Source organism: Yersinia ruckeri ATCC 29473 (genome assembly GCF_000754815.1).
Lineage (GTDB): Bacteria > Pseudomonadota > Gammaproteobacteria > Enterobacterales > Enterobacteriaceae > Yersinia > Yersinia ruckeri.
In genome coordinates this window covers 3,219,776-3,235,681 of the sequence record NZ_KN150747.1, presented here as the reverse complement: position 1 = coordinate 3,235,681, position 15,906 = coordinate 3,219,776, and the positions used below count along the sequence as shown (strand labels likewise).

The window sequence follows — 15,906 nt, the reverse complement described above, 5'->3', positions numbered from 1 at the left end:
GCGGCGAAGCTCACCGCCGGAGCCAGTTTTAATCGTCGTGATCATGATGATGTTTATGATGTGATTTTTTGTGTTTTTTATAGGCTTTTTTATCGTATTTCCAGTAGCGCCCATCGTGATAATAATAGTTTTTCTTCCACCAGACTTTATCTTGCCAGCGATGACCGTCCCAGTAATGACCGCGTTGGCTACGCTCACCTAAATCTTGACCTTGATGCCCTTGCCACCATTGACGATCGCGCCAGTCATAGCCATCCCAGTAGTTGCCACTTTTATCCTGCTCGCCAATCTGTAAAGAGATCCCAGGCAGTAGATTAATACTGACAGCTTTCGCCGATGGTGCCATCGGTAGTATCGCCAGCACGGTAATCAGCAATAAGGGTTTGAACACAATGAATTCCTTTATTTACCTGACGGCAGTAGTTAAACCTAAGCCGACATTCAGTCACGCAATATTCAACATATTAATAGTCACGATAGTAGGTGGCGTTAGGATAAAACTTGGAAATGATATTTTAGGAATTATCTGCCTGTCATTGTGCTGCGGTAAGCTGTTCCAATAACCAGAAACCGGCTGGTCCCGGTGGGTTTTCTTTCGACCATACTGCATCCAGAGAAATCATTTTTGGCCAACCAACAGCGGATAACTCTACCAATTTGTTGTGGCTAAACTGTTGTACCAGCCAACGGGGCAGAATGGCCCAGCCAAATCCCTGTTCGGCCATTTCCAGTAACATCAAATAACTGGGTGCCGACCATACTGGTCCTTGCGAGGTATTTTCCTCAGTTTGTGTGTAAGTGTTCAAACGAAGTTGTCGGCTGGTGGCCAGTTGTTCTGGATGGATATTTTCGCATTGTGTCAATGGATGGCCGCGTTGGGCAAATAACGCCATTTCTGATTGCTCCGGTAACCGGCTCACGCCAATATCTGGTGGATAATTATTTTGCGTTTCTACCATGCCGAGGTGGGCACGACCTGCGTGCAGTAAATCGATCACATCATCGGCTTCCGCGATCATACATTCAAACTCAATATCTGGATAGCGTTGCTCGAAGCGCTGCAGCAGGGCTTGGTGATGGGTAGGTTGATAAATATCCGACAATACAAAACTAAGGCGTGGTTCAACACGATCAGCAAGACGAATCGACAGTTTATCCAAACGCTCACTGGCAGCCAGAATTTCTTGCACATGCACCAATACTCTCCGTCCGTGAGTGGTTAAGACTGGTTGGCGAGCCTGACGATCAAACAGTATCAAACCGAGATCAGCCTCAAGATGGGCAATGGCGGTACTGATGGTGGACTGACTTTTACGCAGCTTGCGGGCGGCGGCAGAGAAAGAACCCTGCGCGGCAGATTCGACAAACGCAATTAATGCCTCGGGAGAATATTTCATGATGTATCTATTTAATCGATGGATTCTATTTTTAATCTATCCCAAAAAGCGATGATAATCACCCGGCCATTATCAATTCATCAAAAAGCAGGTCAATGTTATGCCGGTTCATCACAAATCATTTATAGAACGTATTATCCACGCTGTGGGGTTTGAAGTTATCGCTGTGGGCATTTGTGCGCCGCTGGGTGCCTGGTTATTGAATCGCTCAGTGCTACAAATCGGGACATTGGCGGTGATGTTGTCTACGGTCGCTATGCTGTGGAACATTATTTATAACAGTCTATTTGACCGCATCTGGCCGGTAAGTTGTGTGGCGAAGACGTTGAGGGTACGTATCTGGCATGCATTTGGTTTTGAAGCTGGCTTCGTACTGATCGGTGTGCCTATCGCAGCCTGGATGCTGGGTATTTCATGGCGACAGGCTTTTATGCTGGAGATCGGTTTCTTCCTGTTCTTCCTGCCCTATACCATGGCGTATAACTGGCTTTACGACACGCTGAGAGCGCGAGTGATTGCTTCTCGCCATCAAAGAAAAGAAAAACTGGCGGCTTATCAGAATAATAGTCAGGACTAAAGGCCAGAAAATAATAGGAGAAAACGCAACTCAAACGTTTTTTCCCACGGCTGAAACGTTTTTTGTGATCGATATCGCTAAAGACAAGGTGTTTATCTTCTGAAGATTGTTGTTTTCCAAGCGGGATTTTACAGTGGATGCAGCGAGTTAAATCTGCATTTAACGGAGAAGTATCTGATGACGATCTATGCCCTGGTGGGTGATGTTGGCGGGACTAATGCCCGTTTGGCGCTATGCGCTGTTGCGACGGGCGAAATATCTCAGGCGAAAACTTATTCAGGTCTTGAGTTTGACAGTCTGGAAGCGGTTATCCGCCATTATCTGGCTGAACATGATGTAGCGATTAAAGATGCCTGTATTGCTATTGCCTGCCCGATTACCGGTGATTGGGTGGCAATGACTAACCATAGCTGGGCATTTTCGATTGTGGAAATGCAAAAGAACCTCGGCTTACAAACGTTGCAAGTGATAAACGATTTTACCGCTGTCTCTATGGCGGTTCCGATGCTTTCTGAACAGGATGTTATCCAGTTTGGTGGCGGAAAGGCGCAGCCAGGTAAACCCGTGGCGGTATATGGTGCGGGCACGGGGCTGGGCGTTGCCCATCTGGTCCATTTCGATCGCCGTTGGCTGAGTTTACCGGGAGAGGGTGGTCATGTGGATTTTGCGCCTAACAACGAAGAGGAAGATCGTATTTTGGCAGTGCTGCGTCAAGAACTAGGGCATGTCTCTGTCGAGCGAGTGCTATCTGGTTCGGGGTTGGTGAATTTATACCGTGGGATTGTGATTGCGGATCATCGGGTACCAGAAAATCTGGCACCTAAAGACGTGACTGAACGTGCATTGGCTGATAGTTGCACCGATTGCCGGCGCGCATTATCGCTGTTTTGCGTCATTATGGGTCGTTTTGGCGGTAATCTGGCGCTTAATCTCAGCACGTTTGGCGGTGTTTATATTGCGGGTGGCATTGTTCCGCGCTTTATGGCGTTTTTCAGAGCATCTGGTTTCCGCACGGCTTTTGAAGATAAAGGACGTTTCAAGGATTTTCTCACCGAAATTCCAGTGTATATGATTACCCATCAGCAGCCGGGATTACTGGGAGCGGGAGCTTACCTACGTCAGACCTTAGGCATGGAACTGTAATTTTCTCATTTAAGCATGAGCAATAAAAAACCACGTCAGATTAACGACGTGGTTTTTTATGTCACAGTCTTACCCTTGGGGTTAAGCGTGGCTACCCGCAGCAATCCCGCTGGGTGTATTTTCTTCTGTGGTTTCTACCCGTTTAGCCGTATCTTTCGGTGGTTTGATAATCAGGGTTAACAACAATGAAACCACGGACATCACCGCAATGACGATAAAGGTGGCGTGGAATCCACCCAAGCTTGCGGCAATAAATGAACCCGCTAAGGCACCCAAACCAAAGCCCTGATAGATAACGCCGTAGTTTTTGCTGTGATTTTTCAGGCCGAAGAAGTCACCGACAATGGCCGGGAATACCGTAATGTTGCCACCAAAGCAGAAAGCAATGGCACCGACGCACAGGAAGAACAGGGAATGAGTCAGTGGAACAAAACTCAGCACACAGACTGCCAGCGTGGTGACGAGCAAAGTAAAGGTAATCACCCGTAAACGACCGACTTTATCGGACAGCGCACCTAGAATAATACGACCTGCGGTATTAAATATGGCGATGGCGGAAACAGTATTAGCGGCGGTTTCCAGATCCATTCCTGCCAATTCAACCCCTAAATCCTTCACGATACCAATCAGATACAGCCCACTCATACAGGCAGTGAAGAAGATAATAAACAGGAAGTAAGACTCTTTGACCGCAAGCATTTCTTTGACGCTGAAATCACGGCCATTCAGGCTGTCTTGCGGCATATTGGCGGCCTGTGGCGTGCTGATTTTCTCTTTCAACAACAATGAACCGCTACTGACCAGAACCATTACGATGATTCCCCAGTAGAAAAAGGCCAGAGAAACCCCCTCGTTGACAATCAGGCTGGCATTAACGTATTTGAACAGCAGGCTGCCAGTACCGAAAGCGCCAACAGAAATACCGGCAATCAGACCCTTACGCTCAGGGAACCATTTAATCAGGTTAGACAGCGTGCTGATGTAGGCGGTACCGTCGGCAAAACCAACCACGACGCCGGCCAGTAAATAAATCATGCCGAGGGAGGTCGCGAAGGAGCTGGCAATCAGGCCTAAACCGAGAATCAGGCCAGAAATCAGCGTCAGATTGCGGATGCCAAAACGTTCCTGTAAGCGGCCAGCGAACAAAGTGGCAATGGCGAGAGAAAAACTGGTAATAGAAAAAGTGGTGGCAACGGCTCCCAGCGACCAACTGAATTTTTCACCTAGCGGCTGATTGAAAAGACTCCAGGTATAAATCGTCCCCAAGCCCATCTGAACAATGATCGTACCTACAACGATTAACCAACGATTTACCGGTTTGTTGTTCATGCCGGACTCCTTAACATCAATGCATCTGGCCCGAAAAATTCGGTCTGCCATAAAATTACGAGCTGATGATTGACGAAGGATTGAGAGGTTAGGTCGCTATCAGCCCGCCCAATGAAATCAGTATACGGGCGGGGTTATCATGAAAGATCAAATAGGGAATGAGCTGCACCCAGTGTGGAATGAAATGCATCTACAGGCGCATCAACTGCCGAAATTCTTTTACCTTGCTGCGGCTAACGGGGACTTCAAAGTCCAAATCGCTAAGACGCAAGATATAGGTGTTATTGAACCAAGGGACAATTTCACGAATTTTTGACAGATTGACGCAGTAAGAACGGTGGCAGCGGAAAAAATGCTCTTCCGGCAGTCGACTAAAAAACTCGCTAATATTCATCGGCATAATGAATTCTTCCCGACGAGTATAGACCAGCGTGACTTTCTCCTGAGCCGCAGCATAATAGATATCATTGATATCAGTAACAATAATTCGCTCATCCTTCATCAGATTGATGCTGTAGGCGCTGCGTGCTACCTGGCTGGTAGGCTGCTCACTTTCCTGACGGTTACGTTTGTGCAGTGCTTCCAGTTTTTGCAGCATAGTGACAATACGTGACTCGTGATAAGGCTTCAAAATGTAATCAAAAGCTTCGATTTCAAAGGCTTCAACAGCATGCTCTTTATAGGCAGTAATAAAGATAATATGCGGTTTATGGGTGAATTTACTGATATTTTGCGCCAGCAGTACCCCATCCAGTGAGGGGATGTTGATATCGAGGAAAATGGCATCGACCTGATGATTTTGCAGATATTTCAATACATCCAGCCCATCGTCAAAGGTTGCCTCGATAGTTATGCCACTGTGCTGACGAATGAGATAACTCAATTCCTCCTGCGCCAGAAATTCATCTTCAACAATAATGGCTTTCATGGATAACGCTCCGGTTGAACGGGGGAAGTTAAATTATGCATGAACTTTGCTACCATTTTTGCTGATAAAGAATGAAATCTCGGTACCTGGCTCCAAACGACGAATTTGCAGGCCAGCGCCGTATAGCAATTGGACACGATGATGCACATTGAGTAAGCCAATTTTGTTGCCTGGCATTTCATTGCGGGCGACGCGTTCGATCGTTTCCTGATTGATACCGTTTCCGGTATCTTTCACCGATATCTTGATTTGATCGCCATGATCTTTTACCGCAATAACTACCACGCCTTTGCCTTTACAAGGCTGAATCCCGTGAACAATCGCATTCTCTACCAAGGGTTGAATAAGCAAACTGGGGATTTTCAACGAGATATCATCGTCAATATCATAAATTACCGTCAGCTTACTGCCGAAGCGAGCCTGTTCAATAGCAATGTAATCCTGAATTTGATGCAATTCTTTTCGAATATCGATCTGCTCGTCATTCAATTCGAGGTTATAACGAAGATAGCGAGACAGATTAATAATCAACTGGCGTGCGGTGTCCGGATTAATTCGGATCGATGATGAGATGGCATTCAGCGCATTAAACAGAAAGTGAGGATTGATTTTACTTTGCAGTGCGCGCATTTCGGCTTTATTGGCCATTTCCTTTAATTGTTCAATTCGGGAAACTTCCATTTGCGTAGAGATTATCTGCGATAACCCAATCGCCATGACTTTCAGGGAATAGGTGATTTTATGGGCATGGCAGTAATAAATTTTCAGTGAGCCGGTAACTTCGCCTTTCTCCCATAAGGGGATAATAATCAGCGAGTGAATTTGCGGCGTGCGATGGACTTCATCATTATTACGAATGGTTATTTTACCGCATTGAATACTTTCTTTAGTAATGTCGCTGATAATTTCGTGGTCAATATCATAGGTTCCGGCACCGACACCCACATACGCCAAAATATTATGAGTATTGGTTATGGCGACCGCATCAGCTTTAATATCGGTGCGGATAATCTCACATACGGTGCGCAGGGATTCAGCGTTGATATTACGAAAATAGGGCAGAGTTTTATTGGCAATATCTAATGCCAGTTTAGCCTGACGAGCGGCGATCACTTCTTTTTCATCTTCGACGCTTTGCACCAGTAACACAATCAAGCCGATACAAACGGCACCCAGAATCATTGGAATGGCGATCTTCGAGACAATATCAATGCCGAGAGCAGTTGGTTTAGCCCAGAGCACCACTAATAACATGGTCAGGGATTCGCAAATCATGCCACCAAGAATACCCATACTCCATTGGCGCTCTTTTTTTATCTTCAGATTAATATAGCCTGACATTAATCCGGCAATAATACTGGTAATCAGGCAGGGCACCGATGTGATGCCATCAATATCAATTAAATAGCGATGGCTACCGGCGATAATACCGGTGATGATTCCCACCCAGGGGCCAAATAGAATACCGCCTGACATGACGGCAATAACCCGAACGTTAACTAACGAGCCTTCCACATTAATTCCGGAGTAGGTACCGAAAATAGCAAACAGTGAGAAAATAGCCGTCACCGCAGCTAACTCCAGCGGCGTATGTTTCTCTTTTTGCAGTAGCTGACGGAACAAACGGGTACGGGTCAGGAAAAACAGGCAGATCAACATTAGGGCGGCGCGATCGAATACCGCCAGCAACATTTCAAATATTTGGTGCACAACAGACCCATTTTTCCGATGAATATCGACTCACTATAAGGAAAAGTGGTTTTTATCGCTACTTTAACCGTGCTGTTGCTGTCGGTTCTTGGGTATTAGGCTACCGGAAAAACAGCTATTCCGGCAGGGAAAGATGAACGAAATAACTATTGTTCAAAACCAAGCTGTTGTTTACCTAAAGGCGTCAAATCTGCCACTGTAGATCTGCCGATGAAATCAACTTCAAAATCATCTGCGGCAAAGTCCGGTGGTGATTTTCCGTCGATGAAACGGGCCCGTTGTTGTGGCAAATACGCGGCGTTCTTTTCGCACCAAGGCGCTGCGGCGATATACATCACGTTACTGTCGAATTCGCCATGATGTTCATTTTCTACGGAATGAATCACATCGCAGTGCCAGAATACCGTGTCACCGGCTTCCAGATCGGGAATAGGGGAAATGGCTTCAATTAAAAGAGGATGCCATTGTTCTGAAACCGATAAAGCACGCCCCGGCACCGCGCCGCATAAGTCGTCATCAGCTACGTCATCCTGCAACGCTCGCAGCAGAATATAGGCCATAGCATTGGCGATAGGGATAACATTCAGCGTTCCGGCATGGGATCGCTGCGGTGTTAGCGCAGTCCAACCCTGAAAGGTACGGAATACGGAACAGACTGCGGGTGAGGGGAATTCCCGCACTTCCGGACGGCCTTCGGCAGCGAACGCATCGTATTTTTGCCAGTCGCCGGAGAACACATGACGATAAACATGGCGGAAATTCTCGTCCAGCCAGCGTTCAATAGAACCGCCATCCACGTGAGGTGATAAGCCTAATGAAGAGGATTGCGGTGGGCGGCGGCGGGTTCGATCGGCATAGGTCACCACGCGATTGGCGTCAAAGTACTGCTGGCCAGCGTTTTCGCTCAGCCACAGATTATTCAGAAACACTTGTACCGCTTGCATCCGCTGATCTTGCCGGGCTTCCAGTTGCGGTTTTGACCAGTAAATCCCGTAAATCTGTGGCTTGCTGGCGACCAAAGTCCCAAAATAATTGTCTTCCGCGGCATTCTTCAGCCTTTCAACAAAGTTATTTCTTGCTAAATAATCACCTATCTCCTGATTCCATCCCTCGGCTTTTGCCTGAGGAAAGACGCCATGAATGGTGCAAGTACCCCGTTGTCTAATCAGCGCTTTCTGTTGTTCAGTCACTCGGCCATTAATAATGTCATCGGCACATAACTGTGGAATTGGATTCTTTCCTGCCGCCAAACTTTGGCGAATAACGATAACCTGTTGGCGAATATTCTCTTCAACATCCTGAAAAACTTCCAGATAATTCGGCAATGCTTGGCGCAGTTGTCGTTTGACTTGCTTGATTGCGGCGGGAATATCATCTATTTGTAATGACACCATATTCTATTTCTCCGGCCTATTAGATTGTAGGGAACAGAAAGGATCGCGCCGACCCCAGGTATTTCTTGAAGCCACGTGATCGTTGATAAAGAACTAAAATATGTCGATTTTGTTAAAATTATGTACGTATTGTTTCGTCAAAATAGAGAATAATAAAGAGATGAAGTAAGAGATAAATTTCCTCTTTAATGGTGAAAAGATGACGCCATGCAGCAGGAAATAACGTGACGGCACGGGCAACTTAAAGGCTGATAAATTCGCGGTGTTAAATGGCGGGTTGTTATCTTGAGGTAAAATAATATCGTTAGCCTCTCGACAGGTTTTCAACGCTGGGATATGTTCTTAAATAGACCCGTGGTGGTCAGCGTCGCTCGGACGGTCCGGGCGCTTACGTAGTCTTGAGGAAATTATGGCTGAATTACCTTCTAAACGTCGTTTTACTCGAATTGATCGTCTTCCTCCCTATGTTTTTAATATTACTTCCGAATTGAAGATGGCTGCCCGTCGTCGCGGTGAGGATATTATTGATTTCAGTATGGGTAACCCTGATGGGCCAACGCCGCCGCATATCGTAGAGAAAATGTGCAGTGTTGCCCAACGTGAAGACACTCACGGCTATTCAACTTCTCGCGGTATCCCGCGTTTGCGTCGTGCTATTTCCCATTGGTACGCCGATCGCTATCAGGTTGATATTGACCCAGAAAGTGAAGCCATCGTCACTATCGGTTCTAAAGAAGGGTTAGCGCATCTGATGCTGGCAACGTTGGATCATGGTGATACCGTTCTAGTGCCTAACCCTAGTTATCCTATTCATATTTATGGTGCAGTGATTGCTGGTGCGCAGGTACGCTCGGTGCCGTTGATTGCTGGCATCGATTTCTTTGGTGAATTGGAAAGAGCCATTCGCGAAACGATTCCCAAACCTAAAATGATGATCTTGGGTTTCCCGTCTAACCCGACGGCGCAGTGCGTTGAATTAGACTTTTTTGAGCGGGTTGTGAAGTTAGCCAAACAATACGATGTGCTGGTCGTACACGATCTGGCCTATGCTGATATTGTTTATGATGGCTGGAAAGCGCCGTCGATCATGCAGGTGCCGGGTGCCAAGGACATTGCGGTGGAGTTTTTCACCTTGTCGAAAAGCTATAATATGGCCGGTTGGCGTATCGGCTTTATGGTCGGTAATTCCGAATTGGTGAACGCGCTGGCGCGGATTAAAAGCTATCACGATTACGGTACTTTCACACCGTTGCAGGTTGCGGCAATTGCGGCTTTGGAAGGGGATCAGCAGTGCGTCAAAGATATTGCCGAACAATATCGTCAACGCCGCAATACCTTGGTAAAAGGCTTGCATGAAGCGGGTTGGATGGTCGAAAACCCGAAAGCGTCGATGTATGTCTGGGCGAAAATTCCGGAACCTTATGCCCATCTTGGTTCGCTAGAGTTTGCAAAACGGCTGCTGGCAGAGGCAAAAGTCTGTGTGTCACCGGGTATTGGTTTTGGTGACTACGGCGACACTCATGTGCGTTTCGCTTTGATTGAAAATCAGGATCGTATTCGTCAGGCGATACGTGGAATTAAAAGTCTGTTTCGTGCTGATGGATTATTAAAACCAGCCAAGACGACCACCAACGAGTAGTCTTTATCTTATCCTGACCAGGTTGCTTTTGGTGCCTGGTCAACCCGCTTGCTCATCCCGAATATAAAATACTCTCAATAATCTTAATGCTGATTTTAAGGATATCTTCATCAAAGTTGAGCCATACTTTGCATTAAACCACTTTTGCTAAATGAAGTCTGGAGAACTGCAATGAGGAATCGTTATACCCTGTCTCAAATTACGCTGCACTGGCTTACGCTATTGATGGTGATATTGACTTATTCCGCGATTCTACTCAGTGATGCGGTGCCAGATGAATATCGGACGTTGGTAAAAAATTTGCATTTCAATTTTGGTCTTAGTGTTTGGGGATTAATGTTAGTGCGACTTTGGCTGCGGCAAAGAAATCCCACGCCAGCCATAACTCCGCCGTTACCGCAATGGCAGGCAATGGGGGCGCATACCTTGCATTGGGTTATTTATCTGATGTTTCTTTCGCTACCTGTTTTAGGCGTATTAGCACAGGCTTACGGCGGAAAAACTTGGTATTTCCTTGGTTGGCAGGTGCCACAATGGGTTACGCCGAATGTGCAGGCGCGTTCGCTGATTAAGCAGACACACGAACTGATCGCTACATTGGGCTATTTTGTTATCGGTGCACATGCATTTGCAGCGCTGTTCCACCATTATATTCGCCGTGATGATACGCTGCGTAGAATGATGCCAGGGAAATAAAATGACAAAGGGCGCATTTGCGCCCTCTAATGCTGGAATAATATCGCGGAGGTTATTCTACCATTAACATGAAGGTGCCAACCCAAACTACCAACATGATAGAGATACCCATAAAGAAATATTTCACTGAACAACTCCCCTTGGCGCGACCTCGCCAGCAATGATCCAACTTGTTGCGCCGAGTATTAAATGGAGATAAGGCGCTATTTGACATCAGTAATACAGCGTTATGAGATCTGTTTACCCGCCTGATAGCTATCTAAAATACCGGTCTGTTATCTCGACTACGGCAGGATCGCGCTAATGTAATCCTATCTCGGGGTGTAGTTCAATACTGTGTTTTTATGCACCAGATCACATTTGTACGTTTATCATACCTACAATCTCAGTCGATAGATTGAAATGTGACAGGAATCACGGTGTTATAAATTATCGCTTAATAACAATTTGTTGGGATATTTACTGCTAATTCTCCGACAATTTAATTTTCTACGTCAATCTTACGCACGACGGCATGCGCTTCATATCCCAGCAGGAATAGCGTTTGTTCCAACGCTTCTACTTTCGACGCATAATCCACATCCAACAATCGATCCATTTGTGCGGCGTTCAGGCCCAGTTTACGCGCCAAATCGGCTTTGCGCGTACCGGTTGCGATCATGGCATTATGCAATTCTGCTTTCAGTGTGACTAACATCGGCAGGTGTACGGCAAACTCGTCAGCTTGTAATACCGAGGGTTCCGGGATCGGACGACGTTCTTCCATTTCCATTGCAATGGCACTTTTCACGCTATCTTGTGCTTCAAGCTCCACATCCTCCACGGAATAGGTGACTGACTGTACTTCGGGAAAATCACGAAAATGGATTTGATATTCACCACTGGCTTCATCAAAAACATAGCTGGCTGGATAACTGAACACGGCGTGCACTCCTGTGATAGGCGCAAAGGACGAAAAACTTTGGCCAGAAAATCTGGGTACCAAGGATGACATTATCAGGCAGTGACTGACCAGATGCTACAACTCCTAACCGGTAACGCTATTTTTAGTGATTTTCTGCCCCAGAGATAATTTCATTCATGATTAGCTGATATCCCTATTATTCCTGTTTGTTCGTGCCTGACAATGTCTTACCATAGTGGTTACTTTTTCTTATATGACTGTATGGATAACTGATGCGTTATTGGGCTGCTATTTTACCTGTGCTTACTTTGCTGACTGCCTGTAGCAATCAACCGACCCCTTCAGCCGCAGTGCCGCAGAAAGGTGGCTTTCTTCTGGAACCGGCACATACAGGCCATATGTTAAGTGGTGATTTTGCCACTAACCCGGCAGCAAACCGTTTTGTAGATAAGATGGTGCAACAGCACGATTTTGACCGCCAGCAATTGCATGATGTTTTGGCTCAAGCCCAGCAATTGGATTGGGTTATTCGTTTAATGGATAAGCAAGCGCCGAGCAGCCGACCTCCCTCCGGCCCCAACGGAGCTTGGAATCGCTACCGCAACCAGTTTATTACACCGGATAACCTACAGAATGGCGTAGCTTTCTGGAATCAATATCAGGATGCATTACAGCGTGCCTATGAGGTTTATGGTGTACCACCGGAGATTATTGTTGGCATTATCGGCGTTGAAACCCGTTGGGGTCGCGTAATGGGTAAAACCCGAATTATTGATGCCTTGGCTACCCTGTCATTTAGCTACCCGCGCCGCGCCGAATTCTTCAGCGGTGAACTGGAAACCTTCCTACTGATGGCGCGTAAAGAAGGCAACGATCCATTGTCTCTTAAAGGTTCTTACGCTGGTGCCATGGGATACGGTCAGTTTATGCCATCTTCATTCAAAAGCTATGCAGTTGATTTTGATGGCAACGGCCACACTAATCTTTGGGATCCGGTTGATGCCATCGGCAGTGTAGCCAACTACTTTAAAGCCCACGGTTGGCAGAAAGGCGGCAAGGTGGCGGTTCAGGCTAGCGGGCAGGCTCCTTCGTTAGAGAATGGGTTTAAAACCCGTTACTCGGTGGCTACCTTAGCGGCTGCTGGCCTACAGCCTCAAGAGTCTCTGGGAGGCTACCAAGAGGCTAGCTTACTGCGCCTTGATGTTGGCACGGGTTACCAGTATTGGTACGGTTTACCTAATTTTTATACCATCACACGTTATAACCACAGTACCCATTATGCGATGGCGGTATGGCAGTTAGGCGAGGCGGTGGGGCGCGCCAGACAGGGATATTGAGCCTACAATCTCGCTTTTCGGTGATTTTTTATCCTATTTTCGGGTCACTTATGTGGCCCTTTTTGATCTTTTTTTCCTTTGATAATCAGATGTCCTCATTCTTATTGATGTTTATTCGTGAGTTCGCTGGTCTCCAATAGGATAAAAAGTGTAAAATAACGACTTATAAAGGTTATAGCCTTTAATTTGACGTGTTTTTAAATTTATTCTATTTCGTATTAAGGGGTTATAGTGACAACATTACCTAATTGTCCAAAATGCAGTTCCGAATTCACCTGGCAGAATGGTGAGCAGTTTAACTGCCCTGAGTGCGGCCATGAATGGTCTGAAAATGGCAATGTGGCAGAAGAGGAAGAAGGTTTGGTGGTGCGTGATGCCAACGGTAATTTGCTGGCCGATGGCGACGCGGTTACGGTAGTTAAAGATCTTAAGGTGAAAGGCAGTTCTTCAACCCTGAAAATGGGTACCAAGGTGAAAAGTATTCGTTTAGTCGAAGGCGATCACAATATCGATTGTAAAATCGATGGCTTTGGCCCGATGAAGCTGAAATCAGAGTTCGTAAAAAAAGCTGATTAACAGCGGTTTAGCGTGATACGGCTGATAACAGACGGTTTTTATGATTTATCGGCCATTTTCTTTAACCATTAGATAAAAACATTAATTTTCGGCCATTGACGTTCTGAAAATGTCGAAATGTTGTCGCGTTGTTTGCACAGTTCTCCATCGCAAGGAAGGGCATAATCAGTTATTGATTTGCCAAACCGTAGCCACTAATTTCTCCGGCTCATTGTTACATCCACATGATTAATTACCGCAAGAATGGCTAAATCTCACAGTGAAAATAATAAGGTATAACGACAAAATATTAGAATAATACCTTATTGATAAGGCTTAATAAGCGTTTTTTAAAAGCATTTTTCTATGGTTTTCATACATTGCATGGATGATACAGAGAATCCTAGTTAATTTTTTTTAGCTAAGGGTGTTAATTCTGTTTACCAAAACTTTAGGAAAATGATGCGTTTTAATCTTCTTTCATGCAAAAAATATGTGATATCCCAAAAGGATAACTTGGCAAAGCATACCATTAGTAAAAAAAAGCACTTAGGGGAAGTGCTGAGGCGCGTTGTTAACTCGGCCGCCAGTTTTACCCACAAGTCGCCAAATACTAAACCATCTCAAAAACTACAAGATTTGGTGAAGTCAAGCAGTGTCGTTATTGGCTCTAATGCTTCTGCTACCTCGGCTTTTCGGAATGACCCCAAATTCAATAAAATTGTATACCAGGCTGCACCAGAAAAAAACTTAACACTCATTAATGATAAGCGCGCTATTTCCAATGGAAACCTTGCCCCGTTGGTTGGACAAGGGATTATTTCGTCGAATGTGCGGAATAGCGACATGCCTATTAGCATTAATTATGTTTGTCTGGATAAAAATACGCAGAAAGTCATGCTTGATACGAAGAGCACGGACTTTGGGATGAACTTCTTTAGGGGCGACGATGCCCAATCAGCAGAGCTGATTCCAGGGTTACCTTTTGGCAATTATTATAATCAGCAGAAATTTGATAATAATTTGCATGTACTGACCGTTAATAATGGCGAAAGAGGCACCATAGGCTGTCAAATTAATCTTGCTAAAATAGAGGAAGGTTATCCATTACTGATTAATGGCGGGAAACTTTCAGGGTGTACTATGGTTTATGCTGTTAAAGGCAATAGTTTATTTATCTATCATGCTGGGAAGAGTGGTAACGATGCTTCTGACTGGAAAACGGGTAGTGACGGTGTCCGGTCTATTATTGATGCGCATTCGGCGCTGACTTCACTGAAGAACGATCCATTAGATTCCAGAGCGGATAATCAAGGTTTGGTAAATTATCTGGAGAGTCATTTTGATTTCTATTCACTCACCTATTGTGGACACGGTGAAGCCGTCGAAGGTGGAGAAAATGTCTTCGATTACAATCAAGATAGAGCCACGACGGATGATAACGTCAGGGTGGGTAATGCGATGGCGCTGATTGTCAAACATAACGGCATCATTAAAATACAAACAATGAGCGACGATATGACAATAGATAAAAAGAATGTGGAGACACAATCTGTTGCTCATCGCATCGGGCAATGCGTAGTAGAGAATGGTTAATGGTGTCCCCGACTGGAATCGAACCAGTAACTAGCCCTTAGGAGGGGCTTGTTATATCCGTTTAACTACGGGGACTTATAAACGCATTTAGCTGTTGAGAGTAAAACTGCGAGGATTATACCTATTTTTACTCTGAAAATAACCAGTTAGCTGCGCGTTTGTTGGTTTTTTATCCAGTCCGCACTTAAAAATACTTAATTTGATCAAGGTGAACGATAACGTTTCTGGCGAGGTGGCTGATTTTATTTTTATCACTTTTCTCGAAGTTATCTGATTTTTACCGCATTTTTTCGTCTATTACTGTTATATCTCCGCTTATTCATTCATCGATATGCAAAGTAAAATAAACCGCCCACCGTTGAGATAACGGGGTAGCGCAGGTACGGTTAAAGAATAAATAAATTTCGTTATACTCGATTGGTGCCGGATGGCGGTTGAAAATACTTAGGTTTATCAAATTGATTACCATGTCAATCCGGCCGCATCCACTCTCCTCATCTGATATTGATTATCTCCCTGAAATACCCAAGCAACCTTTTTAGCCTCACGGCGGAGCAAGTTCGTCTGAATCACTGACTTTGTACTCTGTATGGTGAACAACGAGAAAGAAAAATGAATTTTTGCGAAATTAAATGGATGATGTTCATTTTGGCGTTTTTTTCTACAGAATATTGATCTTATGCTGAATATTAACTCTATAA

At 45.3% G+C, this 15,906-nt stretch carries 15 protein-coding genes and 1 tRNA gene; 7 read left to right on the top strand and 9 right to left on the bottom strand.

The window, feature by feature from the left end; all coding sequences use genetic code 11:
- Positions 1–28: 28 nt before the first annotated feature.
- Both DJ39_RS14555 and DJ39_RS14550 read right to left on the bottom strand, forming a co-directional pair.
- Positions 29–346 (bottom strand): DUF2502 domain-containing protein, encoded by a 318-nt coding sequence (locus DJ39_RS14555; protein WP_038245490.1) that lies wholly within the window; start codon positions 344–346, stop codon positions 29–31.
- A 187-nt stretch (positions 347–533) separates the two neighbouring features.
- Complete coding sequence (locus tag DJ39_RS14550; protein WP_004717932.1) at positions 534–1,397, bottom strand: LysR family transcriptional regulator; 864 nt, start codon at positions 1,395–1,397, stop codon at positions 534–536.
- A gap of 100 nt (positions 1,398–1,497) precedes the next feature.
- Here DJ39_RS14550 and DJ39_RS14545 point away from each other — a divergent pair, with 100 nt between their 5' ends.
- On the top strand, positions 1,498–1,974 hold the full coding sequence (locus DJ39_RS14545) for a multidrug/biocide efflux PACE transporter (protein WP_004717931.1): 477 nt from the start codon (positions 1,498–1,500) through the stop codon (positions 1,972–1,974).
- A 177-nt stretch (positions 1,975–2,151) separates the two neighbouring features.
- Positions 2,152–3,117, top strand: coding sequence for a glucokinase (gene glk / locus DJ39_RS14540; RefSeq protein WP_004717930.1), 966 nt, complete (start codon positions 2,152–2,154; stop codon positions 3,115–3,117).
- An 81-nt stretch (positions 3,118–3,198) separates the two neighbouring features.
- Here the strand turns inward: glk and DJ39_RS14535 are convergent, their stop codons facing one another.
- The 4 genes from DJ39_RS14535 to DJ39_RS14520 all read right to left on the bottom strand — a co-directional run bounded on the left by DJ39_RS14535 (position 3,199) and on the right by DJ39_RS14520 (position 8,478).
- The gene (locus DJ39_RS14535; protein ID WP_004717929.1) at positions 3,199–4,446 is read right to left on the bottom strand and encodes an L-lactate MFS transporter; all 1,248 of its coding nucleotides are present in this window, start codon (positions 4,444–4,446) and stop codon (positions 3,199–3,201) included.
- 190 nt (positions 4,447–4,636) lie between these two features.
- Positions 4,637–5,374, bottom strand: coding sequence for a LytR/AlgR family response regulator transcription factor (locus tag DJ39_RS14530; RefSeq protein WP_004717928.1), 738 nt, complete (start codon positions 5,372–5,374; stop codon positions 4,637–4,639).
- 33 nt (positions 5,375–5,407) lie between these two features.
- Entirely contained in the window at positions 5,408–7,084 is a 1,677-nt protein-coding gene (locus DJ39_RS14525) for a sensor histidine kinase (RefSeq protein ID WP_004717927.1), read from the bottom strand.
- Between the two features lie 146 nt (positions 7,085–7,230).
- Entirely contained in the window at positions 7,231–8,478 is a 1,248-nt protein-coding gene (locus DJ39_RS14520; protein WP_004717926.1) for a DUF1479 domain-containing protein, read from the bottom strand.
- A gap of 409 nt (positions 8,479–8,887) precedes the next feature.
- Here DJ39_RS14520 and alaC point away from each other — a divergent pair, with 409 nt between their 5' ends.
- Both alaC and DJ39_RS14510 read left to right on the top strand, forming a co-directional pair.
- Positions 8,888–10,117 carry an alanine transaminase gene (gene alaC, locus DJ39_RS14515; protein ID WP_004717925.1) on the top strand — a complete coding sequence of 410 codons (1,230 nt, stop codon included), beginning with the start codon at positions 8,888–8,890 and terminating at the stop codon, positions 10,115–10,117.
- 171 nt (positions 10,118–10,288) lie between these two features.
- A complete protein-coding gene (locus tag DJ39_RS14510; RefSeq protein WP_004717924.1) occupies positions 10,289–10,813 on the top strand; it encodes a cytochrome b in 525 nt (174 codons plus the stop codon).
- Positions 10,814–10,865: 52 nt separating this feature from the next.
- Here the strand turns inward: DJ39_RS14510 and ypdK are convergent, their stop codons facing one another.
- Positions 10,866–10,940 (bottom strand): membrane protein YpdK, encoded by a 75-nt coding sequence (ypdK, locus tag DJ39_RS18035; protein WP_099511620.1) that lies wholly within the window; start codon positions 10,938–10,940, stop codon positions 10,866–10,868.
- A 354-nt stretch (positions 10,941–11,294) separates the two neighbouring features.
- On the bottom strand, positions 11,295–11,735 hold the full coding sequence (locus DJ39_RS14505) for a type II toxin-antitoxin system HicB family antitoxin (RefSeq protein ID WP_004717922.1): 441 nt from the start codon (positions 11,733–11,735) through the stop codon (positions 11,295–11,297).
- 254 nt (positions 11,736–11,989) lie between these two features.
- On the opposite strand from DJ39_RS14505, the gene mltB reads away from it, so the two are divergent.
- The 3 genes from mltB (at position 11,990) to DJ39_RS14490 (ending at position 15,205) form a co-directional block, all read left to right on the top strand.
- Entirely contained in the window at positions 11,990–13,054 is a 1,065-nt protein-coding gene (gene mltB / locus DJ39_RS14500; protein WP_004717921.1) for a lytic murein transglycosylase B, read from the top strand.
- A 231-nt stretch (positions 13,055–13,285) separates the two neighbouring features.
- Positions 13,286–13,630, top strand: a complete 345-nt coding sequence (locus DJ39_RS14495) for a zinc ribbon domain-containing protein YjdM (RefSeq protein ID WP_004717920.1) — start codon at positions 13,286–13,288, stop codon at positions 13,628–13,630.
- A gap of 495 nt (positions 13,631–14,125) precedes the next feature.
- Complete coding sequence (locus tag DJ39_RS14490) at positions 14,126–15,205, top strand: cytotoxic necrotizing factor Rho-activating domain-containing protein (RefSeq protein WP_157836124.1); 1,080 nt, start codon at positions 14,126–14,128, stop codon at positions 15,203–15,205.
- Here the strand turns inward: DJ39_RS14490 and DJ39_RS14485 are convergent.
- Positions 15,206–15,280 (bottom strand) — tRNA-Arg (locus DJ39_RS14485).
- Positions 15,281–15,906: the final 626 nt, after the last annotated feature.

Bases quoted from the DNA above. Each gene is read 5' to 3' on its own strand.
- DJ39_RS14545 (WP_004717931.1), top strand. From the start codon at position 1,498: ATGCCGGTTCATCACAAATCATTTATAGAACGTATTATCCACGCTGTG.
- DJ39_RS14510 (WP_004717924.1), top strand. From the start codon at position 10,289: ATGAGGAATCGTTATACCCTGTCTCAAATTACGCTGCACTGGCTTACG.
- glk (WP_004717930.1), top strand. From the start codon at position 2,152: ATGACGATCTATGCCCTGGTGGGTGATGTTGGCGGGACTAATGCCCGT.
- DJ39_RS14550 (WP_004717932.1), bottom strand. From the start codon at position 1,397: ATGAAATATTCTCCCGAGGCATTAATTGCGTTTGTCGAATCTGCCGCG.
- DJ39_RS14555 (WP_038245490.1), bottom strand. From the start codon at position 346: ATGGCACCATCGGCGAAAGCTGTCAGTATTAATCTACTGCCTGGGATC.
- DJ39_RS14530 (WP_004717928.1), bottom strand. From the start codon at position 5,374: ATGAAAGCCATTATTGTTGAAGATGAATTTCTGGCGCAGGAGGAATTG.
- DJ39_RS14520 (WP_004717926.1), bottom strand. From the start codon at position 8,478: ATGGTGTCATTACAAATAGATGATATTCCCGCCGCAATCAAGCAAGTC.
- alaC (WP_004717925.1), top strand. From the start codon at position 8,888: ATGGCTGAATTACCTTCTAAACGTCGTTTTACTCGAATTGATCGTCTT.
- DJ39_RS14535 (WP_004717929.1), bottom strand. From the start codon at position 4,446: ATGAACAACAAACCGGTAAATCGTTGGTTAATCGTTGTAGGTACGATC.
- mltB (WP_004717921.1), top strand. From the start codon at position 11,990: ATGCGTTATTGGGCTGCTATTTTACCTGTGCTTACTTTGCTGACTGCC.